The 25,600-nt window shown below is 70.2% G+C and carries 30 protein-coding genes and 1 pseudogene; 13 read left to right on the top strand and 18 right to left on the bottom strand.

Going from position 1 to position 25,600, the window contains the following annotated elements:
• Nucleotides 1-3: 3 nt before the first annotated feature.
• Genes ACODSY_RS16115 through hyfB form a run of 5 tightly spaced genes read right to left on the bottom strand, consistent with a single transcriptional unit; the run spans nt 4 to nt 6,604 of the window.
• Entirely contained in the window at nt 4-1,527 is a 1,524-nt protein-coding gene (locus tag ACODSY_RS16115) for a hydrogenase large subunit (protein WP_488952787.1), read from the bottom strand.
• A 4-nt stretch (nt 1,528-1,531) separates the two neighbouring features.
• Nucleotides 1,532-2,980: a hydrogenase 4 subunit F gene (locus ACODSY_RS16110; protein ID WP_488952786.1), complete on the bottom strand. Its 1,449-nt coding sequence runs from the start codon at nt 2,978-2,980 to the stop codon at nt 1,532-1,534.
• The gene (locus ACODSY_RS16105) at nt 2,977-3,639 is read right to left on the bottom strand and encodes a hypothetical protein (protein WP_488952785.1); all 663 of its coding nucleotides are present in this window, start codon (nt 3,637-3,639) and stop codon (nt 2,977-2,979) included. The genes ACODSY_RS16110 and ACODSY_RS16105 overlap by 4 nt, the downstream gene beginning before the upstream one ends.
• Nucleotides 3,639-4,589 (bottom strand): respiratory chain complex I subunit 1 family protein, encoded by a 951-nt coding sequence (locus tag ACODSY_RS16100; protein WP_488952784.1) that lies wholly within the window; start codon nt 4,587-4,589, stop codon nt 3,639-3,641. Before ACODSY_RS16100 ends, ACODSY_RS16105 begins: the two co-directional genes overlap by 1 nt.
• Nucleotides 4,586-6,604 (bottom strand): hydrogenase 4 subunit B, encoded by a 2,019-nt coding sequence (gene hyfB, locus ACODSY_RS16095; protein ID WP_488952783.1) that lies wholly within the window; start codon nt 6,602-6,604, stop codon nt 4,586-4,588. The genes ACODSY_RS16100 and hyfB overlap by 4 nt, the downstream gene beginning before the upstream one ends.
• A 438-nt stretch (nt 6,605-7,042) precedes the next feature.
• On the opposite strand from hyfB, the gene ACODSY_RS16090 reads away from it, so the two are divergent.
• Nucleotides 7,043-8,218, top strand: a complete 1,176-nt coding sequence (locus ACODSY_RS16090) for an acetyl-CoA C-acetyltransferase (RefSeq protein ID WP_488952782.1) — start codon at nt 7,043-7,045, stop codon at nt 8,216-8,218.
• Nucleotides 8,219-8,282: 64 nt separating this feature from the next.
• Here the strand turns inward: ACODSY_RS16090 and ACODSY_RS16085 are convergent, their stop codons facing one another.
• Both ACODSY_RS16085 and ACODSY_RS16080 read right to left on the bottom strand, forming a co-directional pair.
• A complete protein-coding gene (locus ACODSY_RS16085) occupies nt 8,283-8,897 on the bottom strand; it encodes a hypothetical protein (protein ID WP_488952781.1) in 615 nt (204 codons plus the stop codon).
• 173 nt (nt 8,898-9,070) lie between these two features.
• Nucleotides 9,071-9,241 (bottom strand): hypothetical protein, encoded by a 171-nt coding sequence (locus ACODSY_RS16080; protein ID WP_488952780.1) that lies wholly within the window; start codon nt 9,239-9,241, stop codon nt 9,071-9,073.
• 557 nt (nt 9,242-9,798) lie between these two features.
• Between ACODSY_RS16080 and ACODSY_RS16075 the strand changes: the two genes are divergently transcribed.
• Together ACODSY_RS16075 and ACODSY_RS16070 are read left to right on the top strand one after the other, a co-directional pair.
• The gene (locus tag ACODSY_RS16075; protein ID WP_488952779.1) at nt 9,799-10,509 is read left to right on the top strand and encodes a polyamine aminopropyltransferase; all 711 of its coding nucleotides are present in this window, start codon (nt 9,799-9,801) and stop codon (nt 10,507-10,509) included.
• A gap of 170 nt (nt 10,510-10,679) precedes the next feature.
• Complete coding sequence (locus ACODSY_RS16070) at nt 10,680-11,129, top strand: arsenate reductase/protein-tyrosine-phosphatase family protein (RefSeq protein WP_488952778.1); 450 nt, start codon at nt 10,680-10,682, stop codon at nt 11,127-11,129.
• Between the two features lie 140 nt (nt 11,130-11,269).
• Here the strand turns inward: ACODSY_RS16070 and ACODSY_RS16065 are convergent, their stop codons facing one another.
• The 3 genes from ACODSY_RS16065 to ACODSY_RS16055 all read right to left on the bottom strand — a co-directional run bounded on the left by ACODSY_RS16065 (nt 11,270) and on the right by ACODSY_RS16055 (nt 12,607).
• The gene (locus tag ACODSY_RS16065) at nt 11,270-11,896 is read right to left on the bottom strand and encodes an arsenate-mycothiol transferase ArsC (RefSeq protein WP_488952777.1); all 627 of its coding nucleotides are present in this window, start codon (nt 11,894-11,896) and stop codon (nt 11,270-11,272) included.
• A 79-nt stretch (nt 11,897-11,975) separates the two neighbouring features.
• On the bottom strand, nt 11,976-12,230 hold the full coding sequence (locus ACODSY_RS16060; RefSeq protein ID WP_488952776.1) for a helix-turn-helix domain-containing protein: 255 nt from the start codon (nt 12,228-12,230) through the stop codon (nt 11,976-11,978).
• Between the two features lie 8 nt (nt 12,231-12,238).
• Nucleotides 12,239-12,607, bottom strand: coding sequence for a hypothetical protein (locus ACODSY_RS16055; RefSeq protein WP_488952775.1), 369 nt, complete (start codon nt 12,605-12,607; stop codon nt 12,239-12,241).
• 302 nt (nt 12,608-12,909) lie between these two features.
• Here ACODSY_RS16055 and ACODSY_RS16050 point away from each other — a divergent pair, with 302 nt between their 5' ends.
• From ACODSY_RS16050 to ACODSY_RS16005, 10 genes are all read left to right on the top strand, one after another.
• The gene (locus ACODSY_RS16050; RefSeq protein ID WP_488952774.1) at nt 12,910-13,353 is read left to right on the top strand and encodes a hypothetical protein; all 444 of its coding nucleotides are present in this window, start codon (nt 12,910-12,912) and stop codon (nt 13,351-13,353) included.
• Nucleotides 13,354-13,388: 35 nt separating this feature from the next.
• Entirely contained in the window at nt 13,389-13,745 is a 357-nt protein-coding gene (locus ACODSY_RS16045; protein WP_488952773.1) for a DUF983 domain-containing protein, read from the top strand.
• 51 nt (nt 13,746-13,796) lie between these two features.
• A complete protein-coding gene (locus ACODSY_RS16040; RefSeq protein ID WP_488952772.1) occupies nt 13,797-14,144 on the top strand; it encodes a helix-turn-helix domain-containing protein in 348 nt (115 codons plus the stop codon).
• A gap of 114 nt (nt 14,145-14,258) precedes the next feature.
• A complete protein-coding gene (locus ACODSY_RS16035) occupies nt 14,259-14,921 on the top strand; it encodes a methyltransferase domain-containing protein (protein ID WP_488952771.1) in 663 nt (220 codons plus the stop codon).
• Nucleotides 14,921-15,292, top strand: coding sequence for a DUF983 domain-containing protein (locus ACODSY_RS16030; RefSeq protein ID WP_488952963.1), 372 nt, complete (start codon nt 14,921-14,923; stop codon nt 15,290-15,292). Before ACODSY_RS16035 ends, ACODSY_RS16030 begins: the two co-directional genes overlap by 1 nt.
• Nucleotides 15,293-15,302: 10 nt before the next feature.
• Nucleotides 15,303-17,633, top strand: coding sequence for an NADP-dependent malic enzyme (locus ACODSY_RS16025; protein ID WP_488952770.1), 2,331 nt, complete (start codon nt 15,303-15,305; stop codon nt 17,631-17,633).
• Nucleotides 17,630-17,764, top strand: coding sequence for a hypothetical protein (locus ACODSY_RS16020; protein WP_488952769.1), 135 nt, complete (start codon nt 17,630-17,632; stop codon nt 17,762-17,764). Before ACODSY_RS16025 ends, ACODSY_RS16020 begins: the two co-directional genes overlap by 4 nt.
• A 222-nt stretch (nt 17,765-17,986) precedes the next feature.
• Nucleotides 17,987-19,216 carry a 5-aminolevulinate synthase gene (hemA, locus tag ACODSY_RS16015; protein WP_488952768.1) on the top strand — a complete coding sequence of 410 codons (1,230 nt, stop codon included), beginning with the start codon at nt 17,987-17,989 and terminating at the stop codon, nt 19,214-19,216.
• A 34-nt stretch (nt 19,217-19,250) separates the two neighbouring features.
• On the top strand, nt 19,251-19,904 hold the full coding sequence (locus ACODSY_RS16010; RefSeq protein WP_488952767.1) for a TetR/AcrR family transcriptional regulator: 654 nt from the start codon (nt 19,251-19,253) through the stop codon (nt 19,902-19,904).
• The gene (locus tag ACODSY_RS16005; protein ID WP_488952766.1) at nt 19,901-20,356 is read left to right on the top strand and encodes an arsenate reductase/protein-tyrosine-phosphatase family protein; all 456 of its coding nucleotides are present in this window, start codon (nt 19,901-19,903) and stop codon (nt 20,354-20,356) included. The genes ACODSY_RS16010 and ACODSY_RS16005 overlap by 4 nt, the downstream gene beginning before the upstream one ends.
• A gap of 113 nt (nt 20,357-20,469) precedes the next feature.
• On the opposite strand, the gene ACODSY_RS16000 is transcribed toward ACODSY_RS16005, so the two are convergent.
• The 8 genes and pseudogenes from ACODSY_RS16000 to ACODSY_RS15965 form a co-directional block, all read right to left on the bottom strand.
• Nucleotides 20,470-20,949, bottom strand: a complete 480-nt coding sequence (locus ACODSY_RS16000) for a helix-turn-helix transcriptional regulator (RefSeq protein WP_488952765.1) — start codon at nt 20,947-20,949, stop codon at nt 20,470-20,472.
• A gap of 3 nt (nt 20,950-20,952) precedes the next feature.
• Nucleotides 20,953-21,228 (bottom strand): hypothetical protein, encoded by a 276-nt coding sequence (locus tag ACODSY_RS15995; RefSeq protein WP_488952764.1) that lies wholly within the window; start codon nt 21,226-21,228, stop codon nt 20,953-20,955.
• A complete protein-coding gene (locus ACODSY_RS15990) occupies nt 21,225-21,815 on the bottom strand; it encodes a lytic transglycosylase domain-containing protein (RefSeq protein WP_488952763.1) in 591 nt (196 codons plus the stop codon). The genes ACODSY_RS15995 and ACODSY_RS15990 overlap by 4 nt, the downstream gene beginning before the upstream one ends.
• The gene (locus ACODSY_RS15985) at nt 21,809-22,306 is read right to left on the bottom strand and encodes a S26 family signal peptidase (RefSeq protein WP_488952762.1); all 498 of its coding nucleotides are present in this window, start codon (nt 22,304-22,306) and stop codon (nt 21,809-21,811) included. Before ACODSY_RS15985 ends, ACODSY_RS15990 begins: the two co-directional genes overlap by 7 nt.
• Nucleotides 22,303-23,421: a TraB/TrbI/VirB10 family type IV secretion system protein gene (locus ACODSY_RS15980; RefSeq protein ID WP_488952761.1), complete on the bottom strand. Its 1,119-nt coding sequence runs from the start codon at nt 23,419-23,421 to the stop codon at nt 22,303-22,305. Before ACODSY_RS15980 ends, ACODSY_RS15985 begins: the two co-directional genes overlap by 4 nt.
• Nucleotides 23,418-24,503 (bottom strand): TrbG/VirB9 family P-type conjugative transfer protein, encoded by a 1,086-nt coding sequence (locus tag ACODSY_RS15975; protein WP_488952760.1) that lies wholly within the window; start codon nt 24,501-24,503, stop codon nt 23,418-23,420. The genes ACODSY_RS15980 and ACODSY_RS15975 overlap by 4 nt, the downstream gene beginning before the upstream one ends.
• The gene (trbF, locus tag ACODSY_RS15970; protein ID WP_488952759.1) at nt 24,482-25,165 is read right to left on the bottom strand and encodes a conjugal transfer protein TrbF; all 684 of its coding nucleotides are present in this window, start codon (nt 25,163-25,165) and stop codon (nt 24,482-24,484) included. Before trbF ends, ACODSY_RS15975 begins: the two co-directional genes overlap by 22 nt.
• Nucleotides 25,166-25,168: 3 nt before the next feature.
• Nucleotides 25,169-25,600: pseudogene (locus tag ACODSY_RS15965) on the bottom strand (P-type conjugative transfer protein TrbL); the annotation flags it as partial.

Here is a 25,600-nt window from a genome sequence, read left to right as displayed (position 1 = left end):
TCGCTACCCGTCGTGGCCGGAATAGGCGCAGTTGAAGGACTTATTGCAGAGCGGGAAGTCGGCCACGATGTTGCCTTCCACCGCCGCCTCCAGGAGCGGCCATTGGAACCAGGACGGGTCGCGGAAATGACAGGCCGCGACCTCGCCCGCCGCATCGAGGCGGACCCAGAGGAAGATGTCGCCCCGGAAACTCTCGACCAGGGCCGCCCCCTCCGCGCCGGCGGACGGAACGTTTGAGACAGGCGCGTTGCGCCAGGCGCTCCCCGGGGCCTCGTCAAGCAGTTGGTCGATCAGGGCCAAGCTCTGTTCGACCTCGCGGATACGCACCCAGACGCGCGCGTTGACGTCACCCTCGGTAAGGACCGGCACGTCGAAGGCCAGGCGGTCATATGGCGCGTAGCCCGCCCAGCGGCGCGCGTCGAACCCGCGCCCCGCCGCGCGCCCCACGAAGCCCCCCGTCGCGAAGCGGTCGACCCATTCGGCGCGCACGGTCCCCGTGCCCACGACGCGGTCCTGCAGGGAGTTGGTCTCGTCATAGACCTCGACGAGGCCAGGGAACACCTTGCGGATGTGCGCCACCGCACTCGCGATCGCCTCGCGACCGCCGCGGGCGATGTCGCAGCTGACTCCCCCCGGGACGATGCGATCCATCATCAGCCGATGGCCGAAGGCGGCCTCGCTCGCCCGCAGGACCTGCTCGCGGAGCACGCCGGTGTGCGCGTGCAAGATGGCGAAGGCCGCGTCGTTGCAGATCGCGCCGATGTCGCCCAGGTGGTTGGCCAGGCGTTCGAGTTCGGCCATCAGGCCGCGAAGCCATTGCGCCCGCATCGGCGCCTCGGCGCCGGTCGCCGATTCCACCGCGAGCGCGAAGGCGTAGGCGTAGGCCACCGTGCTGTCGCCGGAGATCCGTCCGCAGAGGCGCGCCGCGTGGTCGAGCGGCGCACCGGCGATCAGCGCCGCCGTGCCCTTGTGCGCATAGCCGAACCGCTGCTCCAGGCGCACGACCGTCTCGCCGTTCACGGTGAACCGGAAATGGCCCGGCTCGATGATCCCGGCGTGGACCGGGCCCACCGGGATCTCGTGCAGTCCCTCGCCTTCCACGGGCAGGAACGCGTAAGGAGCGGCCACCTCGGCGGGCGCCGCGCCGCCCATCGGGTGTCGGATGTCCCAGCGGCCGTGGTCGAGCCAGGGCCGCGCGTCCGGCAGGCCTTCGGGGCGCAGGCCCACGAGGTCGCTGAGCGCGCGCTCGAGCCGGATCGCCGGGGCGTGCCGCTGGCCGAGCGAGGGATAGGTTCCATCGGGGCACGGGTGCGTGAAGATGGCGGCGTCCGCGCCCTGGCGAACGGCCACATGGACGCTGTCCGGCTCGCCCCACAGGGCGACCAGATCCAACTCTCCGAGGCGGATGGCCTCGTACAGCCGCAGCCAGGCCCGGTGGCCGAGCCGGGTCCGCGGCCACCGCCCGCCGTGCGCGACGGACTGGCCGGTGCGGGCCAGTTGGGTGAGGACGGAGACGGGGTCGGTCACGGCGTCATCCCAGTGTCTTGGCCACGTTCTGGAACCAGGCGACGATCGCCGGCGGCAGATAGATCCCCGCCGTGAAGACGATGGCCAGATGGATCACCAAGGGCACGAAGGAGGCTTGGACCGGGTGGCTCTCGCCCTTCGGTTCTCCGAAGACGACCTGCTGCATCCGCAGGATCAGCGCCCCGAAGGCGACCAGCAGGCCGAACACCAGCGGGATCGCCAGCAGCGGCTGGCGGGCGAACGTGGAGCTCACCACGAGGAATTCGCTCATGAAGACGCCCATCGGCGGCACGCCGAGGATGGCGACGACGCCGAGGACCAGCCCCCAGCCGAGCCCGGGGTGGGTCACGGTGAGCCCGCCCATGTCCTCCAGCTTCTGGGTGCCCTTGGCCTGGGCGATATGGCCCACGGCGAAAAAGATCGCCGACTTGGTGAGGCTGTGCATGGTCATGTGCAGCAGGCCCGCGAAGTTGGCGAGCGGCCCGCCCATCCCGAAGGCGAAGGCGATGATGCCCATGTGCTCGATCGAGGAGTAGGCGAACATCCTTTTGATGTCGCGGCGGCGGTAGAGCATGAACGCCGCGAACACCACCGAGGTCAGGCCCATGGTGATCAGGAGCGGCCCCGGCGCGATCGCCCCCGCGTTGGCCGCCATGATCACCTTGAACCGCAGGACGGCGTAGAGCGCCACGTTCAGCAGCAGGCCGGAGAGCACCGCCGAAATCGGCGTGGGACCTTCGGCGTGGGCGTCCGGCAGCCAGGCGTGCAGGGGCGCCAGCCCCACCTTCGTCCCGTAGCCCAGCAGCAGGAACACGAAGGCCAGGTTCAGGAGGGCCGGATCGAACCTGGGCGCATTCGCCACCAGCAGCAGCCACGACATGGCGTCCAGCCCTTCGCCGATGACCGGCTGTGCGGCGAGGTAGATCAGGATGGTGCCGAAGAGCGCCAAGGCGATGCCGACGCTGCCCAGGATGAAGTATTTCCAGGCCGCCTCGATCGCCGCGTGGGTTCGATAGATGCCGACCATCACGACCGTCGTCAGGGTGGCCAGCTCCACGGCGACCCACATCACCCCGACGTTCTGCGCGGCCAGCGCCAGGCTCATGCCGAACAGCATGATCTGGTACATGGCGTGGTAGAACCGCAGGTACACCGGCGTCAGGCGTCCGGTCTCCAGCTCGTGGCGGATGTAGCTGGCGCTGAACACGCTGGTCGTGAAGCCGATGAAGGTGTTCAGCACCAGGAAGACGATGTTCAGATCGTCGATGAACAGGAAGTCGTTCACCGCCGGCCGGTTCGCGATCAGGACCAGGGCGGACAGAAACGAGGCCCCGCACGCCAGCACATTGAGACGCGCGCTTAGGCGGTAGCCGGGGATCAGGGCCAGAACCGCGGCGAAGACCAGGGGGATCAACAGAACGCCCGCCAGGGCGGCGACGCCGGGCGCAATCATCGGCGATCCCCACGGAATTCGTCGAGGGCGCCCACGTCGACGGTGTCGAAGCGCTCCCGGATGCGGAACAGGAAGATGCCGATCACGATGAAGGCGATCAGGATGGAGAACGCGACGCTGATCTCCACGACCAGCGGCATCCCCTTGGCGCCGGTGGCGGCGAGAACCAGGCCGTTCTCCAGCGACATGAACCCCACCACCTGGCTCACCGCGTTGCGCCGGGTGATCATCATCAGCAGGCCGAGGAGCACCACGGAGAGCGCGAAGGCCAGGTCCTCGCGCGCCAGCGTGCCGGACGCGGCGGTCACCGGCAGCATGACCGAGATCGACAACGCTACGAGGCCAAGCCCCAGCAGCATCGTCAGGCCGACCCCGCCGACGGTCTCGACCTCCCGGTGGATGCCCATGCGCCGGATCAGCCGGTGCAGGGCGACGGGAATGACCCCGCCCTTGAAGATCAGCGCGATGGCCGCCGTGACATAGAGGTGCGGCGCGCCCTGGATGTAGGCCTGCCAGGCGACGGCCATCGCCAGCACCACCGCGTGCAGGGCGAAGGTGTTGAGCAGGCTGTAGAGCCGATCCTGATAGAGCATCAGGAAGCAGACCAGCACCATCAGGCCGGAGAGCAGGTGGGCGACGTCGAAATCCAGAGCGGTCATCAGAGGCCCCGCGACACGAACAGCAGCAGGGTGGCGAGGAAGCCCAGCATCAAGGCCGAGCCCAGGAACTCCGGGACCCGGAACACCCGCATCTTGGCGATGGCGGTCTCGAACCCCGCCAACAGGACGGCGCCGACGGCCAGCTTGGCCAGATAGGCCGCCAGTCCGACGCCATAGGCGGCCAGGCCGTCGCCGGCCCGGGCCATGCCGAACGGCAGGAAGACGCCGCCGATGATGGAAAAGTAGAGCAGCAGCTTCAGGGCCGAGCCGAACTCGATCATCGCCAGGTGACGGCCGGAATACTCCAGGATCATGGCCTCGTGGACCATGGTGAGCTCGAGGTGGGTCGCGGGATTGTCGACCGGGATGCGGGCGTTCTCCGCCAGGGCGACGAGGACCAGGGCGATCAGCACCATGGCCAGCGATATGCGCAGCCCCACCTCATGGAAGCGCAGGACCTCGGTGATCGTCGACAGCTGCGTCGAGTGGGCGAGGAGCGACAAGGTGAAGGCCACCATGAGCAAGGCCGGCTCGGCGAGGGACGCGATCATCACCTCACGGCTCGAGCCGATGCCGCCGAAGCTGGTCCCGACGTCCATCCCCGCCAGGGTCTGGAAGAAGCGCGCGCTGCCCAGGAGCGCCACGATCGCGATCAGGTCGGCGGACCAACTGAACAGCAATCCCGAGGCGAAGGTCGGGACCAGCGCGGCGGCGACCCAGGTGGCGGCGAAGATCAGATAGGGCGCGGCGCGGAACAGCCACGAGGCGTTCTCCGCGATCACCGCCTCCTTGCGGATCAGGCGCAGCAGGTCCCGGTACGGCTGCAGGACCGACGCGCCCCGCCGGCGCAGCAGCCGCGCCTTCACCTTCCGAACCACCCCCGTCAGCAGCGGCGCCAGCGCGAGCACCAGAAGCATCTGCGCGGCCTGGACGATGACGTCGCCGATCATCGCCACACCGTCAGCAGGGTCAGAAGCAGCACCAGGGCCCCGAACACCAGGGAGAGGTACTGGCGGATGGTCAGGAACTGCAGTCGGTTGAGCCGATCCGCCGTCCGGCCGACGGCCCAGGCCAAGGGGGCGTAGATCCCGTCCCAGATGAGGTCCCGAACCTGGAGGGCGAAGCGGGCCGGCGCCAGGCTGCCCGGAGGCGGCATCTCGACCGTTTCGCGGGCGCGGAACACCAGCGTGCCGAACACCCGCCGCAGGGGCTGGGCGAAGCTGCTCGGGGAGTATTGGGTGACCGGGCGCGGGTCCGGATAGCCGCAGTCCCAGGCTGGGGCGCGGCGCACGGCCCTGGAGGCGAACAAGCGCACGAGCCCCGCCGAGGCCAGGGCGGCGAAGCCGACGAACAGGAAGACCATCAGGCCATTGTAGGAACTGCGGGCGGCCGACAGCGGAACGAGGCTGAGCCAGTCCTGAGTGGCCTGGGGCCGCAAGGCGCCGTCGCCCACGGCGAGGCCGACCGTTGGACCGATGGCGTCGATGACGTACCCCGGCAGGATACCGACAAGCAGGCACGCCAGCGCCAGCGCCAGCATCGCGCCAATCTGGAAGCCGTCGACCTCCCGGGCCTCGGCGGCGGCGGGCGAGCGCGGGCGCCCGAGGAACGCGATGCCATAGGCTCGGACGAAACAGGCCGCCGCCAGGGCCGCGGCCAGGGCCAGCATCGCGCCCGTGGCCGGGACCAGGAATTTCAGGGCCCACTGCGGCAGTGTCGGGCTGATCAGGACGGCCTGGAACAGCAGCCACTCGGAGACGAACCCGTTCAGCGGCGGCAAGGCCGAGATCGCCGCGGCCCCGACCAGGAACAGCGCGGCGGTCAGCGGCATCCGGTGGATCAGCCCGCCCAGGGCGCCGAGATCGCGCTGGCCGGTGGCGGTGAGGACGGCCCCCGCGCCGAAGAACAGCAGGCTCTTGAACGCGGCATGGTTGACCGCGTGCAGCAGGGTCGCCGTCATCGCCAGGGCTGCGGCCTCGGAGAGGCCATTCGACTTGAACGCCAGCGCCAGGCCGAGGCCCAGGAAGACGATGCCGATGTTCTCCACCGTGCTGTAGGCCAGGAGACGCTTCAGGTCGTCCTGCAGGATCGCGTAGAGCAGCCCGAGGACCGCGGTGATCACGCCCGCCGAGATCAGCGGGACGCTCCACCACCATTGCGGCGGGCCCAGCAGGTCGAAGGCGATGCGGATGAAGCCGTAGATCGCGACCTTGGTCATGACCCCGCTCATCAACGCCGAGACGTGGCTGGGCGCCGCGGGGTGGGCGAGCGGAAGCCACACGTGCAGCGGCGCCAGGCCCGCCTTGGATCCGGTCCCCACGAGCGCGAGGATCAGGACCAGGCCGGCCAGGGGGTGGCCGCCGACCGCCGCACGCATCGTGGCGAAGTCATAGTGGCCCTGCGGCCCCGCCAGCAGGCCGAAGGCGAGCAGCAGCGCCAGCGTGCCGAAACTCGCCATGACGAGATAGACGTAGCCGGCGTGGGTGTTCCCGGGCTCCTTGTGGTGCGCCATGACCAGCGCCCAGGACATCACCGACATGAACTCCCAGGAGACCAGGAAGGTGAAGGCGTCGCCGGCCAGCACGACGAGGCTCATGCCCGCCAGGAACGCGGGATAGAACGGCAAGACGCGCTCCGGCGCCGCCTCATGGCGGCCATATCCGATGGCGTAGACGCTCGCGGCGCAGCCGCCAAAGCCCACGATGGCCAGGAAGAGCGCGGCCAGGGCGTCCAGGCGAAAATGCGATCCGATCCACGGCACCCCCAGGGGAAGGACGAGGGTTTCGACCCGGCCGTGCAGCAGGCTCCAAAGCGCCAGGCCGCCCAGGGCCGCGCCAAGCATCGCGCAAAGGGGGTACACGATCAGCGCCGGCGCGCGGGTCCGCGCGCCGGCCGCCGCAACGCCCCCGAGCGCGAGCAGGGCGGCGATCGCCCAGATGGCCGCGGAGAGGGCGCTGAGGCTCATAGGATGTCAGCTCCGGCCGAAGGCTCCGGAGACCGGCGCCGGGTCGGTCTGTCGTCGCCTGGCTGGCAATTCCTGACGCCCATCCGAGCGGCCCTTCCTCTCATGGTTTTGTCGTGGTCGCGCGGCGCAGGCCGACCCGACGCCGCCGACGGAGCGCTGGTTAAGGGGCCTAAGCGGGGCGGACGTCAGAGCGTGTACCCTTGATCATATTTACATCGATCATGATGTCTAGTGCATCAAGGCAATTTTCGTGAATTTCTCGCCCCGATGCGGAGGCGGCGGTCCGACGGCGCGGCCTGCGCCGATCATCGCGGCCACCGCCGTCTCGAAGCGATGTCGCGATGTCCTGATGTTGGACACATGGCTTGTGATATTCCACATTCCACTGATAAAGCCTCCGCCACCACACCCAAGTGGGCGCCCGGAGCTCGATCCTTCATGTCCGATATCGTCATCGTCTCGGCCGCCCGAACCCCGGTCGCCGCCTTCAACGGCGCGTTTGCAAGCCTGGCCGCCCACGAGCTCGGAAGCGTGGCCATCAAGGCCGCGGTCGAGCGCGCTGGCCTCGAGCCGGGTCAGATCGATGAGGTGATCATGGGCCAGGTGCTGCAGGCTGGCGCGGGGATGGGACCGGCCCGGCAGGCGGCGATGAAGGCCGGGATTCCCTGCGAGAGCCCCGCCTGGTCCGTCAACCAGCTCTGCGGGTCGGGTCTGCGCTCGGTCGCGCTCGGGCTTCAGCAGATCGCGTCGGGGGACGCGCGGATCGTGGTCGCCGGTGGGCAGGAGAGCATGACCGCGGCGCCGCACGTGGCCCATCTCAGGCGCGGCCTGAAGCTGGGCGACCTGCCGCTCGTGGACACCGTGATCAAGGACGGGCTTTGGGACGCCTTCCATGGCTACCACATGGGCAGCACGGCCGAGAACATCGCCACCCGATACGGGATTTCCCGCGAGGCCCAGGACGCGTTCGCCCTCGCCTCGCAGAGGAAGGCGGAGGCCGCGCAACGCGCCTGCAAGTTCGACGCGGAGATCGCACCGGTATCCGTCAAGCACAGGAAGGCCGAGGAGGTCATCCGGACCGACGAGTACATCCGGCCCGGCACGACGATCGAGGGCCTCGCCCGCCTGCGCGCAGCGTTTCGGCGGGACGGCTCGGTCACGGCGGGGAACGCCTCGGGAATCAACGACGGCGCGGCGGCCGTCGTCTTGATGAACGCGACCGAGGCGCGCCGCCTGGGATTGCAACCGCTGGCGCGCATCGCCGCCTGGGCCAACGCCGGGGTGGAACCGGAACTCATGGGCACGGGACCGATTCCGGCCACCCGCAGGGCGCTGCAGAACGCTGGCTGGTCGGTCGGCGACCTCGACGTCGTCGAAGCCAATGAGGCCTTCGCCGCGCAGGCGCTCTGCGTCATCCAGGAACTCGAACTCGATTCCGCCAAGGTCAACGTCAACGGCGGCGCGATCGCCATCGGCCACCCCTTGGGCGCGTCGGGCGCCCGGATCCTGACGACACTGCTCTATGAGTTGCAGCGCCGAGGCGGCGGGAAAGGCCTCGCAACGCTCTGCATCGGGGGCGGCATGGGGATCGCCATGTGCCTCGAAACCGCTTGATGGGAGACTTTCGAGGGCTCGCGGCGGCGTCAGGGACAGGATGTCGCGTCGCCCGGTGGCCTGGTTAGACCGTGCGCGCCCGGTTGAGGGCGGCGGCAAGGCTCGCCAGGCCGTGGACGCAGGTCGCCAGGAGCGGCTCGCGGAACAGCAGCCAGGGTCGCAGGCCCGCGCAGTGCGGGGCCGTGTAGAACAGGTCGTTCTGCAGGAGCATCCACCAAACGGCCGCGAGGGCGCCCCAGAAGACCGTCCCGAAACCCTCCTCGATGTCGGCGGCCTGAGATCCGTCCGGCGGATCGCCAGGCTGAGAGGCCGCTCGCACCTGCCGCGCCCAGGCCGGCCACGCGGCGCGCGAAAGCGCGAACAGCGCAGCCACCACCAAAAGGTTGATCGTCACGAGATGGACGTCGAACGTCCATGCCCGGTCGACGAAGGCAGAGGCCACGGCCCCGCCGCAATCGGGGCGACCGGCCAGCAGATAGGCCGGACTGAGCGCCGTGCGCGACATCCGCACCCAGCCGTCCACCCAAGACGTCAGGCGGCTGTCGGCGTGGGCCAGAGCGTGGATGACCAGGGCGGCGTAGGTGAGGTTGACGACGCCGCCGATCAGCACCAGGTCGCCCGCGCGGATCGACCACGACCACGGGTCCTGCGAGCTATGGCGGCGGACCATCGGGGCCATCGCCGCGCCTCCTTTGTCCACGAGGCCCTCGAGCCTCGGTGTTGACGCTCAGAGCCTGTATCCTGACGGCCCTGACATCAAGGCTCGTCGGCCTGCGGAAGGGTAGGCATGCGATCGGTGGCCCCGCCGATGTCGCCCTGCGCCCGGCGGTCAGCGCCCGCGCGGCGCGGCGATCAGCCTCGATGCCGCCGCGGATCCATGTGGTGGGCATCGCGCGCGGCGACAGTGGCCTTGCGCGCCCCCTCGTCACGCGACCGGGTGTAGAACACAGCCCATGCCAAGGTGAGCGGCAGCGAGACCATGCCGACGACGACCATCACGAGGAACGCAGATTGACCGGTCATGCCAGTCTCCCGGACCGGGCCGCGCGTCGCCTGTCGCCGAGTGCGGGCGTGCGCGAACCCTCTTAAACGCACCGCCGCGACCCTGCGGCCGCGCAATGCTGGGCGGGAGCCGTCGCGCGTTCAGCCACTCGGCGCGCGCCCGGCTTCCACGGAACGGCGCGGATCATCACGTCGCTCGCGCCATGCATCTAGGAACTCATAATCAGAGTTTCAACTACCACAATTGATGTTTTTCACGTCACTTCGACTCCTCCACACAGAGGCTGAGCGACCGGGTCAGCACGGACATTCCGCCACCTTTCTCACCGCCGTCTGCATCTCAAGCGCGCCGTCGCAACGGCGGCGCCAGACTCGCGTCGGCGGCGCCGGGCGCCTGCCGCTCGGGCCCATCCATGATGTTCATCACTTGTGTGGTGATAGGCTGAACATCATCGATCATCTGTGATCATCCTTGATGCATGGCCTGCCAACTCTTAGGGTTGGGCGCGAGTGCGATGTGGCGTGAGGCGTGCCTTTGGGGCGCGAAAAGATCCCCGCCCGCCTGGAGGCCCTTTCGGATGAAGGTTCTGGTGGAGCGGGACGACGATGAGCGGCGAATTCGCGTCGTTGAACAGCGCTACGACGGGTCGCGACAATATTTCGACAGCGGCGCCCTCTACACTCATGTCGATGCCGAAGGTAACAACCTCCTTGAATACATCACCGCCATGGAGCGCGTGCTGCGCGGCGCCGATAGCGTATTGATGCTGGGCACGGCGGGCGGCGCCTTGGCCACCCAGTTGAGCCGCCGGGGCGTCGCCGTGACCGCGGTGGACAATTGGCCGACGGCGTTCGAGATCGCGCGACGCTGGTTTCACCTTCCGGCCGAGGTCGAGTGCATCCACGCCGACGCCCTTGCCTTCCTTTGCAGCACGCCGAGGGAATGGTCTGCCGTCGCAATTGACGTCTTTCATGGTTTGGAGATCCCCGACGCCTTCCTGACGAGTGACATCGGATCGCTCCTGGCCAAGGTCGTCAGGCCCGGCGGGTTGATCGTGTGGAATGTCGCCGACAACCCGCAGTCGTGGGCGGTGCGATGGATCGCGAAAGCCCTGCGGCTCGCGGGTCTGAATCCAGCCCTGATCTCCGTGCTGGAATGCGACGTCGGCAACACCCTCGTCGTCTGCCGCAATACCAGGACCTCGGCCCTGCAAGATCCTGCCGTCTACGAGCGACGGCGCGCGGAATTGGACCTCTACACCCTGGCGCCGACACCGGGCCGAGACTAGGTCGGCGCGCCGGCTGGGCGCTTCCCTCCGAGAACGCGGGACGATCGAGCGCAACCTATGGGCGCGCAACAGCTAAACAACGGGTCCGCCCTCGAGGGCCGTCTCCCGCCTGGAGCTATCGAACGACATCGCTGGACGTCGATGTCATCTGAAGTGTTGGAGACCGCCGAATGCCAGCTGGGCGAACCCAAGGATTCTTATTTGTTGGGGTGCAGAACAACGCGCGATCCCAGATGGCCGAAGGGCTCGCCAAGGTCCTTCTCGGTCCGCTGAACGTGCGGGTCGGGAGCGCAGGCACCGCCCCCACCCGCATATGCCCCCTGGCTGTTCGCGTCATGGCGGAGATCGGCGTCGACATCAGCGGCCAACACACCTCGGCCTTGGACGCAGCCGTGGTGGCGCCGCTTGACACCTTCGTTCTGGTGGAAACTGGAATTCGCCTCCCCCCACGCTTCGCCGCCGTGCGTCAGATCACCTGGACTGTCGACGATCCCTGCCGCAGCGGCCTCTCCCCCAAGAGCGCCCTGCGTGGGTTCAGACGGGTGCGCGATGAGCTGGAGTGGCGGGTGCTTTCGATGATTGCGGGGCGGCGGGGCGCAAGAGTGGACGGAAAACGCTAGAGCACGTTCCGATCTGCAGGAGTCGGAAGGGATACCCCCGAGGGCACGAAGGCGTGCGCCTGTTGGTCGCCGCGGGCCGTACGCTCGCGCCCAGCTCAGCCGGCGCGGAGCGGCCGTCAACGGCTGTCACCGCGGTCGAGTCAGGCCCGGTTGGCCGCCGTCAGGATGGCCCCAAGCGCACGAACCCGCGCGGACAGCGCGTCGCGAACCTCCCGCAATCTCGGCGCGGCGGTCCCTTCCGTCACGCGGGTGAATTCCGGAACGTCCCAGGCGATCGCCATCTGATGGCGATCGAGACCCAGCTTGTGGATCCCCAGGGACACCACGATGTCGAACGCGGCGAGATCCAGGTCACGGACCGACGTCACGGGCGTCTCGCCGATGTCGACCCCGACTTCGGCCATGACCGCGACGGCGCGAAAGTCGATCGGTCCAACCGTCAGTCCTGCGCTCTGCACCCTGATGCTGAGGCGATCGTACGCGCAACGGGCCAGGCCCTCGGCCATCGGGCTCAGGACCGCATGCGTGCGGCAAACGAAGAGCAGCGACGTCGGCGCGGGCGGGGGCGCTGAACCTTGACTGGGCCTGGGGCGTCTTCCGCCGATAGGGAATGGGATGAGCGCCGCGCCTTGATCGCTGAAGGGGCCGCGTCCTGCCGTGGGCCTGAGCTCGGAAGCGTCGCGAACCCCGCTGCGGTCACACGCGCCAAGCCGTAGGGGCAGACGCCGAGCGGGGGTCGTGCGATCGCGGGCGTCAAGCTGGGTCATGCCCAGACGCTACCACGTCAGAGCGTCAGTGTCGATATCACAGATCGCTTGCATGATGGATAATACGTCACGCGCCCGCCTATTGGTTGCGCTCTATCAGGCGGACTCCGCGTCCGGCGCCCTCGCTGCGGGCGCCCGCGGCGATGAGCTCGACCCCGGCTTCATTGACCGCGTTGACCACCTTTTCCAGGCTGTCTACAACCGCACGCACGATCCCGTCGCTGGCTTCCATCCGCTGGATGGTCGGCAGGGAGACGCCGGACAGGCGCGCCAATTCCTTCTGGTCGATTCCAAGAAGGGCTCGAGCCGCCTTCATCTGCGCACCGGTGATCATTCGCCTATCTATAATGATGCCTCGAGCATCAGCAAGCGATGTTCTGCTGGCCCGTGCGCCCTTCCCTCGTCCCCGCTCGGGAGCGGGCCCGCACACCGTCCCAGGTCTGGGCAGGCGCGCTTCGGCGTCCTCAACGCATCCGTGCGGATCAGCCCCTGCCGGAGACGAGTCTCGACGCCGCTGGCCGTGGCGCCGTCGTGGAACGCAAGCACGAGCCGACCGTACCAGACCGACAGGATCAGCTCGGCGCATTCGACTGTGCGCGCAACTTCGATCTTGGGTGTCGGAAAGGCGGCGAACTTGCCGCCCGGCTGGATGAAGATGACCCGCCAGTTTGTCGCCACCAGCAGTCCCGGCAAGCGCCCGGCGACGAACATCTGCTCGGCTGGCCAAGTCTCGAATACGACTTCGCTTGGGAGGAGCGCCACCGCGGCGCGTAGCGCGTGAAGATCGCAAGTGGGCTGCAGCGGTCCCTCCCCTGGTTCATGGGCCTGGCGCCCTCTGGATGGTCCGGGCTTGGGCGCGACCATTGCGATCGCGGGCCGGCGTCGCTCGATCTCGCAAGGAGCCTCAGACCACGTTGATGATCTTTTGTACAGTGATATTGATGGTTGACACATCATCCTAGCGGTGTCACAAGGCAACTCAACCCCGATCACCCCCGCCTGGAGGACTCCTTGTGACCCGCGAGACCGCCTCACCAGCCATCTGGCTCGTCCAGCGCGACGCGCGGTTGCGGACCCAGTTGGCGGACGGCTTGCGGCGCGACGGGATGACCGTGGTGGAGTTCGAGGCGGCCGAGACGGCGCTGGAGTCCCTCCGCAAGGGCGCGCGGGCGGCGGTGCTGGTGACCGAGCCGGCGGTCGGGCGACTGACGGACCGGGAACTCTTAGAGCAGGCCCGAGCGGCGGCGCCGCGGCTGGAGATCATCTTCACGCCGAAAGCGGACGCGGCGGAGGCCTCGCTCCCGGCGGGCGCTTACCGGCTGGCCAAGCCCCTCGATCCATTCAAGCTTTCGCGATTCATCCGGCTGGTCGCCGCGAAGCCGGCGCTGCGCGGTGCGCTGCAGAGCCGATACCGCGCCGCCCGTTCGGTCGATTCCACGGTCGTGGTGGCGTTGTGATCGGTTCCGGGCCGGCCCGCAGCCCCGTGGCAAGGGTGAACCCGTTTCTCGCCGGCCTGCGCTGCCGGTGTCCGAACTGCGGCGAGGCGCCGCTGTTTTCGGGCTACCTGAAGGTCCATTCCCCCTGTGACGCTTGTGGCGAGGATCTTTCGAACGCGGATTCCGGAGATGGCCCCGTCGTCTTCATCCTCCTGATCGTCGGCGCGATCGGGTGCGGCGGACTGCTGTTCACCGAACTGGTTTTCCATCCGCCGGTCTGGCTGGAAATGGCGATCTGGCTGCCGTTGATCACGATCATGACCCTCGGCGCCCTGCGTCCATTCAAGGCGACGATGATCGCCCTGCAGTTCCACAACCGGGCATCCGAGGCGCGCAATGACCCGCGAACCTGACCCGCACACGAACGCCGGCGCCATCGGCTGCCCTGCCGCGGTGTCGCCCCGATGATCGCGGGCGCGCAGATGCGGGCGGCGCGGGCCCTGCTCGGCCTGGATCAACGCGAACTGGCGAGGCTTTCGGGCCTTTCGCTACCGACCATCCAGCGAATGGAAACCTCGGAGGGATCCGTGCGCGCCGTGGTCGACAGCCTGGAGAAGGTGCTGGAGGCGCTCGCTGTCGCGGGCGTGGAGATGATCCCCGACGGCGCCCCCAGTGCGGGCGCGGGCCGCGGGGTCCGGCTGATCGCAAGGCGGCTGAAGACGGCGCTCGCCGGAAGCCTAGGGCAGGAACAAGTCCGGTCTCAGGTCGGCGACCGTCCCTGGACAGACCGGGGTCGGGCGGCCTCGGGCTAAGCCTTCGCCTGCGCACCCTGCGAGACAGGCGTGAGGGCGGTGATGAGGTCGCAAGGCCCTGGCGCGCATCCTGGAGACATCAGGCGGGCGACCCCGCGACGATCGGAGGCCTTCGTGATCACCCTGCACACAAACCGCACCGAGAGCGGCGAGATCGCTATCGCCTTGCACAAGGAGAACGGCGCGGTCGGCTACTTCAAGGACGGGACGTTGCAGACCCTGATGGATGCGCAGGGCCGCAACCTCGCGCCGCACCTGGACGCGGCGGTCGAGGTGCTGTCCCGCGACGACGTGCGCGAGGTGCTGGTCCTCGGGCATGGCGGCGGGGCCGCCTCGTCCATGCTCCACCGGGCGGGCCTTGAGGTCACCACCGTCGATCGCGATCCGCGCACGGTGGGTCTCGCCCGCCTGTTCTTCCGCGCCCCGCCGTGCCTCAAGGTGTTGATCCGCGAGGCGGAGGCCTATGTGGCCGAGGCGCGGCCCGCGAGCTTCGATGGCGTGCTGGTGGACTTCCAGGACTCGCCGATCACGCCTCCCGCCTATCTGTCGCCGGGGTTCTGGGCGCAGCTGGTGCGTGTGCTGCGGCCGGGGAGCCTGGTGCTCGTCAACGTGACCGACTGGCTCCATCTCGAGCCGGACTGGCCGCAGGTTCGGATCGCGCTCAACATGGCGGGCCTCGATTCCGTCGCTCTCAGCGATCGGTTCGCCAGCGGCAATCGGCTGCTCGTGACCGCCACCGCGACTGCGGGGGACCGCCCGCCGATGTTGTTCGCGTGATGCGCGCTGCCGCGCCGACCCGCACCGTCGCGACCGGGCTGCGGCGGGGCGCGAGGGGACGCTGCCCGAACTGCGGCCAGGGCGGACTCTTCCGGGCCTACCTCAAGATCCGTCCCCACTGCGAGGTCTGCGCCCACGACCTTGCGCAATACCCCTGCGACGACGCTCCGCCCTACTTCACCATCCTGATCGTGGGCCACCTGTTCGTGGGGCCCCTGCTCGCGTTCCCGATCATCCGATCCTGGCCGCCCTGGCTGCTCCTCAGCCTGCTGATGCCGATGCTGAGCGCCGCCACCCTCGTGCTCCTGCCGATCGTCAAGGGTTCGGTGGTCGGCGTGCTCTGGGCGGTCGGCAAGCCGCCTGCCGCCTGAGGTTTCCGCCATGACCGCTCAAGACCGGCGCGCGCGCGCCGACCAGGAAGCCCTGGACTTCCACCGATTGCCGCACCCGGGAAAGATCGCGATCTCGGCGACGAAGCCGATGGCGACGCAGCGGGACCTGAGCCTTGCCTATTCGCCTGGCGTCGCGGCGCCGGTGCTCAGGATCGCGGACGATCCGGACGCGGCCTACGACTACACCTCGAAGGGGAACCTCGTCGGGGTCATCTCCAACGGGACCGCGATCCTCGGCCTGGGCAACCTCGGCTCGCTCGCCTCCAAGCCGGTCATGGAGGGCAAGTCGATCCTGTTCAAGCGCTTCGCGGACCTGGATTCGTTCGACATCGAGGTCGCCACCGCCGACGCCGACGCCTTCATCCAGGTCGTCCGCCACATCGGCGCGACCTTCGGCGGGGTCAATCTCGAGGACATCTCCAGTCCCGACTGCTTCCGGATCGAAGCGGAACTGCAGGACCTGCTCGACGTGCCGGTGTTCCACGACGACCAGCATGGCACGGCGATCATCTGCTCGGCCGGCCTGATCAACGCCTGCGAGGTCACCGGCCGCCGGCTCGAGGACGTCCGCCTGGTGCTTTGCGGCGCCGGGGCCGCGGGCCTCGGCACCATCACCCTGATCAAGGCCCTCGGGGTCCGGCCGGAGAACACCACCCTCGTCGACATCGACGGCGTGGTCTATCGCGGCCGCCCTGTGGGCATGGACCAGTGGAAGGCCGCGCACGCCAGCGACACCCCGCACCGCACCCTCGCCGAGGCGCTGGCCGGCGCCGACGCCTTCATCGGCGTCTCCGCGAAAGGCGTCCTGACCCAGGCCATGGTCGCCTCGATGGCTCCGAATCCGATCATCTTCGCCATGGCGAACCCCGATCCGGAGATCACCCCCGAGGAGGTCCTAGCTGTGCGCCAGGACGCCATCATCGCCACCGGACGCTCGGACTATCCCAACCAGGTCAACAACATCCTGGGCTTCCCCTACATCTTCCGCGGCGCGCTGGACGTCCAGGCCCGCTCGATCAACCACGAGATGAAGGTCGCGGCCGCGCGGGCGCTGGCGATGCTGGCGCGCGAGGACGTGCCGGACGAGGTGGCGATGGCCAACCAGGGCCGCCAGCTGAAGTTCGGGCGCGACTACATCATCCCCTCTCCGTTCGACCCCCGGCTGATCTGGTACGTGCCGCCGTTCGTGGCCGAGGCGGCGATGCGCACCGGCGTCGCCCGGCGTCCCATCGCCGACATGGACGCCTACCGGGCCTCGCTCCGGCGGCGCCTCGACCGGTCGGCCGGCTTCCTGCAGAACATCACCGACGCCGTCCGCTCGGGTCCGAAACGGCGGGTCGTCTTCGCCGAGGGCGAGGAGCCCGCCGTGATCCGCGCGGCCCACGCGCTGGCCAGCCAGGGCCTTGCGACGCCCGTGCTCGTGGGCCGCGAACAGCAGGTCTTCGCCAACGCGGCGGAGGCCGGCCTCGACCTGACCGAGTTCGACATCGAGGTCGTCAATGCACGGCTCTCGCAGCGCAATGGCGCCTATGTCGATCACCTCTACGCGCGGCTGCAGCGCGAGGGGTTTCTCCGGCGCGACGTCCAGCGCCTGATCAACCTCGACCGCAACACCTTCGCCGCCGCCATGGTCGCGCTCGGCGACGCCGACGCGATGGTGACGGGGGTGACCCGCAAGTTCGACCAGTGCCTGGACGAGGTGGCCCGGGTCGTCGAGGCCACCCCCGGGGGGCGGGTTCTCGGCCTGTCGGTGCTCCTGGCGCGAGGCCGGACGATCTTCGTGGCCGACACCTCGGTGAGTGAGGTCCCGACCGCCACCGAACTGGTGGAGATCGCCTGCGAAGCCGCCGCCGCCGTCCGGCGGCTGGGGCACACGCCCCGCCTGGCCTTCCTGTCCTATTCGAGCTTCGGCCATCCCAGGGGCGAACAGCCCCAGCGGGTGCGCGACGCCGTGGCGCTGATGGACCAGCGGGAGACGGACTTCGAGTACGAGGGGGAGATGCCGCCCGACGTGGCGCTCGACCCCGCGCTTTGGGAGAGCTACCCGTTCCAGCGGCTGAGCGAGCCGGCCAATGTCCTGATCATGCCGGCGATCCACTCCGCGGCGATCGCCACCAAGCTCGTGCAGGCCCTGGGCGAAGTCGCCGTGATCGGGCCGATCCTGCTCGGGCTCTCCCGCCCCGTTCAGATCTGCCGGCTGGGGGAGTCGGTCTCGCGGATCGTCACCATGGCGACCCTCGCCGCGTTCGAGGCGCAGCTCATCGATGCGGCGGCGGTTGACGCCGGGGCTGCGCGCCCTGGGACGAAGGCCGAGGCGTGAGCCTGCGCCTGTTTCGCCGGCGCTCAAGGCGCCGGTTCCGGCCGGTTCCGCTCACGCCGCAGGGATGGTGGGTGGTGGGGATGCTCTTCGCGGTCGCGGCGGCGATCGCCGGCGTCCTGCTGAGCCGTTGAGGTGGCGCGTGAGCGGGGGTGGCCCGCTGCGCTGAGATCGCAGCGGGCCTGACCAGGGGCGCTTCCTCCCCGAAGCGGCGGGGCTATGCCCTCGACCTGGTGCATCACATGTAGGAACTACATATAGATATGTCAATGATCCGCATTGATGTTATATGCATCATTCCGTGAGACTTCTCCCCGTGCGGCGAAGCCCTCCGACGATGCCTAAGCGAGTCCGCGATGCCCTACACCCTGATGCTGCGAAGCGCCCTCGATCGGCTCCAGGCCGAGGGACGGTACCGGGTCTTTGCGGATCTGAAGCGGCATCGGGGTGAGTTTCCGCGGGCGACCTGGACGCGGGGCGATGGCTCGGTGTCGGAGGTGACGGTGTGGTGCTCCAACGACTATCTGGGGCAGGGTCAGAACCCGGTGGTGCTGGATGCGATGCATCAGGCCATCGAGGAGGCCGGGGCCGGATCGGGCGGCACGCGCAACATCTCGGGCACGACGCACTATCACGTGGAGCTGGAGCACGAGCTGGCGGACCTTCACCGGAAGGAAGCGGCGCTGCTGTTCACGTCCGGCTACGTCTCGAACGAGGCGTCGCTGTCGACGCTCTACAAGATCCTTCCGGGGCTGATCGTCTTTTCGGACGAGCTGAACCACAACTCGATGATCTCGGGGATCCGGGCCGGCAAGCGCGAGCAGCGGCGGGTGTTCCGGCACAACGACCTGGAGCACCTGGAGCAGCTGCTGCAGGAAGCCGATCCTTCGGCGCCGAAGCTGATCGCCTTCGAGAGCGTCTATTCCATGGACGGCGACATCGCCGACCTTCGCGGCACGGTGGCGCTGGCCAAGCGGTACGGCGCCCTGACCTACCTCGACGAGGTGCATGCGGTGGGCATGTACGGCCCCCGGGGCGCGGGCGTGGCCGAGCGCGACGGGGTGATGGCCGAGATCGACATCGTCGAGGGCACCCTGGGCAAGGCTTTCGGGGTCATGGGCGGCTACATCGCCGCCGACGCGGTGATCTGCGATGCGATCCGCAGCTATGCCGACGGCTTCATCTTCACCACCTCGCTGCCGCCGGCCCTGGCGGCCGGGGCGGTGGCCTCGATCCGCTATCTCAAAGAGCACAACGAAGTGCGCCTGGCCCATCAGGAGCGCGCCGCCGCCCTGAAGCTGCGGATGAAGAAGGCGGGCCTGCCGGTCATGCCTTCGGTCAGCCACATCGTGCCGGTGCTGGTGGGCGACGCCATCCACTGCAAGCTGATCTCGGACATCCTGCTCGAAGAGCACGGGATCTACGTCCAGCCGATCAACTACCCCACCGTGCCACGCGGCACGGAGCGTCTGCGCTTCACGCCGTCTCCCGGTCACACCGACGGGATGATGGACGAACTGGTCGAGGCGCTCGACGCGCTCTGGGCCCGCTGCAACGTCAAGCGCGTCGGCGGCTACGCGGCCTGAGGGCCGTATGGGCGACCGCCTTTTGGAGATGGACGTGGCAAGGCAAAGAGGCGGGGTCAATGTGGCGAAGCGAGAGGCGGTCCTCAACGCCGCGCTGGACCTCTTCTCGCGATCCGGATCGACGACATCGCTCAGCGCGGTCGCACAGAGCGCCGGGGTCTCGCGCCAGACGCTCTACAACCAATACCGCAGCAAGTCCGAGCTGATCGCCGCGCTCCTGGCGCGGTCCTGCGCGACCGACACCCCACCGGAGATCGATCTGAGCGACGGCGCCACCAAGGCGGCGCTGACCAGCTACGCCCTTGCGCTGCTGGCCCATGTGCTCGGGTCGGAACGCGCCAAGCTTTCCCGACTGCTGGCGCTCAGCGCGGACCGCGAGACCGACCCGCGGCAGCTGACCGAAATTCTCTCCATGCCCGCTGCGAAGCGGAGCGTGGCCCGCTTCTTCGTCGAGGCCCGCCGGCAAGGCCGCGTCCGCATCGCCGATCCCGCGGGGGCGGCGGAGCTCTTCGTCGACGCCCTGACGGCGCCCCACCAGCTGCACGCCATCCTCGGCCACGCGGACGGCCTGGAGCGCGAGGAGATTCGTGATCGCGCCTCGGCCTGCGTCGACCTGTTCCTGGCGGCCTTCGCGGCCCCCGCCGAAACCGTCACCCGACACGGCCTTGGCGCGGACCGACGGCCATGATCCGACGCACCCGTCCGCAGAGGATCGTGTTTGTGGGTCGCCGTAACGACGCCCGCAGCCAGATGGCCGAGGGGCTCGCCCGGCGGCGTCTCGATCCAACTCAGTTCATCTTCCGGAGCGCGGGCATCTCGCCTACCCGCCTCAGCCCCTGGGCGGTGCTGGTCATGGACGAGGTGGGCATCGACATCGTTGGCGCCCAGGCGACAGCGCTGGAGACCATCGTGGCGTCGAACGTCGACAAGCTCATCTTCGTCGAACCGGGCCTGAAGGCGCCGCCGCGTTTCCATGGGATCCGCCGCATCGAGTGGCGGATCGACGACCCCAACGCCATCGCGCTCTCGGCCGACGCCATGGTGCGCAACTTCCGGGCCGCGCGCGACCAGGTCGCCGCCCTCGTCGAGGGGATCGGCGTGGCGGACGTGGCGCCGCCCGCTGTGGGATATCACGCCTAGCCCCGTCTGGGCCTTGTCGGGAGACGACAGACCTCTTCATGCTCCGGCCGGCCCCCAAGCCGCGGAGAGCCCGACCCGTGGCCGCCGGCTGGGGTTTCGCGGCTTTCCGCGGGTCAGAAGTCGAAGAGCATCTGCTGGGCGATCGCCCGGGCGTGCTCCGACCTCCGGCGCCCAGGTTTCGCCCGCTTCGAGGGTGTCTCGATGCACGCCGGTGGCGCGATCCGAGGCCGCGGCGTCGCGGGTTCGCAGCGGGCCGGCGGGTCTGTCATCGCCGCCGCGCCGCGCGCGGCCGGGTGTGGGCTCGGCGTCAGGGTGTCCGTCTCCGTCCTCGCCGGGCCGGCCTCGGCGACGGCGACGCGCGCAGGTTTGATCCGAGCCGGGCTGTGGCCTCGCGAAACGCACCAGGCGTCCACCTCGTCCTCGCGGTAGCCGACGCGGCCGGGCGAAATGGCGTAGGGGGCGGGGAAGTCGTCGCGCTTCTGCAGCCGCCACGCCGTCGTGCGGCTGAGACCGGTGGTGCGGGCGACCTCGCGCCAGGGGAGGTAGCGGCTGGCGCGGGCGTCAGGATCGACGAAGTCCTTCCAATGCGACATCGCTCACCGGTCGCTTTCGTGGACGGACGGCGCGCGCGAGGCCCGCAGGCCCGTGCGCTGCCGCAGCGCCCAGGCGCGAAGCTCGCCGCGGGGATAGAACGGCTTGCGCCTGATGTGACGGCAGGGCGGGCCGTCCTGCCCGACCGACCAGATGCGGGCCAGGGTGGCCGGCTTCATGCGGACATTGTAGCGGGCCAGGTAGTCGGAGGCCTCGGCGCGCGTGAGCAGGTCCTCGTCCAGCTCGGCGACGGCCATCGGCTCCGGTCCGGACCCGCTCACGGTCCGGCCCTCCGGCAATCGCCGCGATGGCGGATCTCGCGCCCGGCGGTGAGCGCCAGGTAGCACTCGACGACGGCGGAAACGTAGGCCTGAGTTTCTGGGATGTTCGGAACGCGGCCGAGGCGGGCTACCCGGTCAGGGCCAGAATTGTAGGCCGCCAGTGCGAGCCTGACGTCGCCGAAGCGCAGGAGCTGGCGGGCGAGATAGTCGGCGCCGCCCGCCAGGTTCGCCGAGGGCTCGAAGCGGTCCGCGACGCCGAGCGCCTTGGCGGTCGCCGGCATCAGCTGGGTGAGGCCGCCCGCGCCCGCCGGCGAGACGGCCCGGGCCTGATAGGCGCTTTCCACGGCGATCAAGGCGTGAAGCAGCTTGGGGTCGATGTTGCGCCGACGGGCGGCCTCGGTGACCGCGGCGTCCAGGGGTTGGACACCGGCCGGCAGCGTCGGCCCGGCCGCGTCGACCTCGGCCGGTTCGGGCTTGGCAGTCGCGAAGATGGCGCCCCCCGCCGCGCGCCAGTCCGGCTGGGCCTGCGCCGGGCCGCCCATCAAGAGGGCTATGGCCGCCGTGGCCGCCATCCAGGAGTTCACCATCGCCAGACCTCCGCGTAGACGCCGTCGATTTGGGCGGTCGTGACCGGCCCGAAGTAGCGGCTGTCGAAGCTCAGCGGGGTGTCGCCGACCACCAGCAGCCCGTCGGGTCCAAGCCGACGGCAGCCGCTCCAGCGGGGGAGGACGCGGCCGGCGCGGTCCTTCGCCAGTGCGATGGCGGCGCCTCCAGGCCAGCTCAGCCTCTGCCCGCGCCGGCAGACCGTCTCGCCAGCCTGCGCCGACACCCGCTTGAGCAGCCGCGCGTCCGGGGGCGCGCCCAGGGCGGCAAGATAGGCGCGGGCGGCCGCGGGCGGCCGCACGGCCACGATGTCGCCGGGCCCGGCGCGCGCCGGCGTCAGGCGGTAGAGCCCCCGTGGGACGCTGGGCGTCTCGTTGACGAGCCAGGGCGCGGGCTGCGCCTGCGAACATGCCCCGCTGGCGCCGGCGACGAGAGCCGCCGCGAAGAGCGGGGGGGAGAGGCGCCGGACCGTCATGGGCGGTAGGGCTCCAGCACCAGGTCGCGGGTGACGAAGACCCGCACCCGGGACCCGGTCGAAAGCCGGATCGTCGGCCGGACCTCCAGCTCGCGGTCGATCAGCTTGCCGCCCACCTGCGCCGCCTCGATGGCGGCGGCGTCGCCCGCGTCGCCGAACAGGCCGCCGGAGCTGTCGTCGCGGTCGCGCGCCGCCTGGCCCAGGGTGGTGATGGCGCCCGCGAACAGGGTGGCGATCGCCAGCGAGCCCAGGCGGCGGTCGACGTGGCCGCGGACGCCGATCGCGCCCGCCGCATCGACGCCGGGCTCCTTCGGCAGGATCAGGCTCTTGCCGTTGGGCAGGATGAGCCGGTCCCACACCACGAAGGCGCGCCTGTCGCCGTGACGGCTCTCGCCCTCGTGGCGGCCGATCAGGCGCGCGCCCTGGGGCACGAGCAGGAAGCGGCCGCTCACCGTGTCGTAGACGTTCTCGGTGACCGTCGCGGTGACCGGCCCGGCCCGTGTGGTGTCGATGCCGGTCAGCAGCGCCGCGGCGATGACCGTGCCCGCCTTGACCTCGTAGGGGCTGATGGGGGCCAGCAGGGCGTGGGTATTGTAGACCGCCGCCAGGTCGGCGCGGTCGGGATCGGCCTGGTCGCCGGCCGGCGCGGCCGACGTCCGGGAGGCCGCCCCGCCGAAGAACAGACCCGACCCCCGCGCCTCGCCGGCCAGGCTGCGGCCCGCGGGGCGAGGCGCCGGTTGCGCCGCCGCCCGCCGGGGCGGCGCGGCGGCCTCTGTCGACGTCGCCTTGCCCAGGCCCCGGGGCTCCGGCAGCCGGTCCAGGTCGGCATAGGTGGCGGGGCCGCCGGTGACCCGGTCGCTCGGCCGCACGGCGCCGCGCGTCTCGGCCGGCCGCGCCTCCAGCCGGGCCTCCTGGGCGCGGGTCCGCAGCTCCGGCTGGACGACGAAGGCCCAGGCCAGGGATCCGCCGACGAGGCCGGCGCCGGCCATCACCGCGCCCACCACCACCCCGCGCCGCAGTCGCACGATGGACGGCCGCGGCGCCCGGCCGTCGAGGGGCGGCATGGGCTGCTTGGGTGGCGGCGCCTGGGGCCCGCCGGTCACGGTCTCGGTCATGACGCCGCTCCGATGCGCTGGATGCGCACGACCTGCGGGCGGCGGCCACCCATCCGCAGCTCGGCGGCGCCCAGCACGCGGTCGACGACCCAGAGGCCGCCCTGCTGGCGGTAGTTGACGAGCTGGACCTCGCCGTCGGCGCCCAGCGCGAACAGCGCCGGCGCCTCGCCCACCGTCACGCCGGGCGGAAAGCTCAGGAAGGTGCGCACCCCGTCCGTCGCCACCGCCGACGGCGTCCAAGGCGGGCGGCGGCCCTTGGCCCTGATGCGGAAGCCGGCGTCCAGCGGACCCTGGGGCGTCACCATCGGCGGCGGGCCGGCCGGGGCCGTCTCGGGCTGCGGCGCGGCGGCGTCCAGGAGCCCGCGCAGGTCCCAGGTCACCGCGGCGTTGAAGGCCTCCGGGCCGCCGCTGCGGAGCTGGATGAGATAGACGCGGCGATTGGTGGCGAGCACGAGGTTGGTCTCCAGCCCCCGGACCAACGGCTTGATCATGACGTGGGCCCGCTGCTCGGGGCCTTCGCCCGACTGGGTCTCGCCGATCTGCCAGCGCACGGTGTCGCCCGCGGCCTTCGAGACCACCGACTCGCCGCGGGACAGGGTGAGCGTCGTGACCCGGAGCGGCGCGGTCCAGACCTCGTAGATCCGGCCCGGGTCGTAGGCGAACACCTGGACGCCGCCCACGAAGCTGCGTGGCCGGGACATCTCGCGGGCCGAGAGGTTCGCCGCCGCGATCGCCATCCGCCCGCGGGCCGGCGGGGCGGGGGCGGCCAGATCGTCCGGCGCCGCCGAGGCCCTGCGCGGGCCTTCCGGCCGGGCCCGGCGGCCCGGATTGGGGATCGGGGCCATGGTCGCGAAGGTTCGCGTGGGGGCCGCTGCGGCGCGGCCGTCCGATGCGTCCGTCTCGGGCGCGCGGTCGGGCGCCTGGGTCCCGACGGCGGACACGGGAGACGTCAGCGCCGGGGCCGGCGCCGCGGCGGTCGCGAGGGCGTCGGGCGGTCTGGACAGGCCCAGCCGTTGAAGGTGCGAGCAACCGGCGAGGGCGACGGCGATCGCGCCGATCGCTAGGAGGCGTCGGGGGTCCATGACACGTCCTCGATGCGAAGTCCGAGCGGGTTCTTGAGCAGCTCGGCTTCCGTCTTCGGCGGATCGAGCTTGAAGGTGATCAGCGCCCGCCAGCGGGTCTGGGCGGCCTGCTGGCCGTTGACGAAGCGGGTCTCGCGCCACTGCAGGTCGTAGGTCCGCGGGCTTCGGCGCACGACGTTGAGGATCTCCACGTTGACGGCTTCGCGGCCGATCTCGGCAAAGGGGTCGTGGGTCTGCGCCCAGGCGTTCAGGAAGCCCGCGGCCCGTGGGGTGACGAGATCGTAGGCCGAGAGCCAGTTCTGCCGGATCACCACCGGGTCGACCGACTTGGCGCGGACCGCGCGGATCCAGGACGCCAGCGCATGGCCGACCTGGGCCTGCGTGGGTTCGTAGCGGCCGTCGAGCGCGGTGATGCGCTGGGTCTGGCCCCATTGGCTCACCTCGACCACGAAGGGCCGCACGACCGCCTGCTGCGACTGCATCCACCAGCCGGCGCCCAGGAAGCCCGCGACAGCGAGGTTGGCGAAGGCCATCCGCCGCCAGTTTCGGGCATGCGCCAGGCTGAGGCCCATGCGCTCGTCCCAGACCTGTCCCGCCTTCTGGTAGGGCGTAGCGACCGGCGTCGCCGAGAGCGCCCGCTTCGATCGGAAGAACGGATGCATGACTTACGTCTCCTCGTCCCGGAGCTGCGGCGAGATCGCGCCCGACGTCTCGTTGCCCGGCAGCAGCGCCCGGCCGGCGTTGGCCACGAAGAAGGCCTGCAGGGCCGCGCCGCGTCCGCCGCGCGCCGGCGTGCGCGCCGTTGCTGCGCTGCCCTGCGCCGCGCGATGGAAGTCACGACGGGCGTCCTCGCTTTCCCGGGCGATGGTCTCGGCGGAGCGTGCGGCGTGTCCGAGGGGCGCAGCTGCGGACGGCGGGTCGGCGGGCGCGTCGCCGCTCTGCCCGCCGCCGCCCTCGGCGCCGGCGCGCGGGCTGGCCCGCGGCGGCGTCGATCCCGGCCCGCCTTGGACGGGTCCGGCGCCGCCCCCTCCGCCAGGGCCAGATCCGCGCGGCGGCGCGCCGCCTGCCGGCGATGGGGGCGTCGGCGAGGCGCGGCC

The sequence above is a fragment of the Phenylobacterium sp. FG114 genome, assembly GCF_057809855.1.
This window is presented reverse-complemented; position numbering and strand designations above follow the sequence as displayed.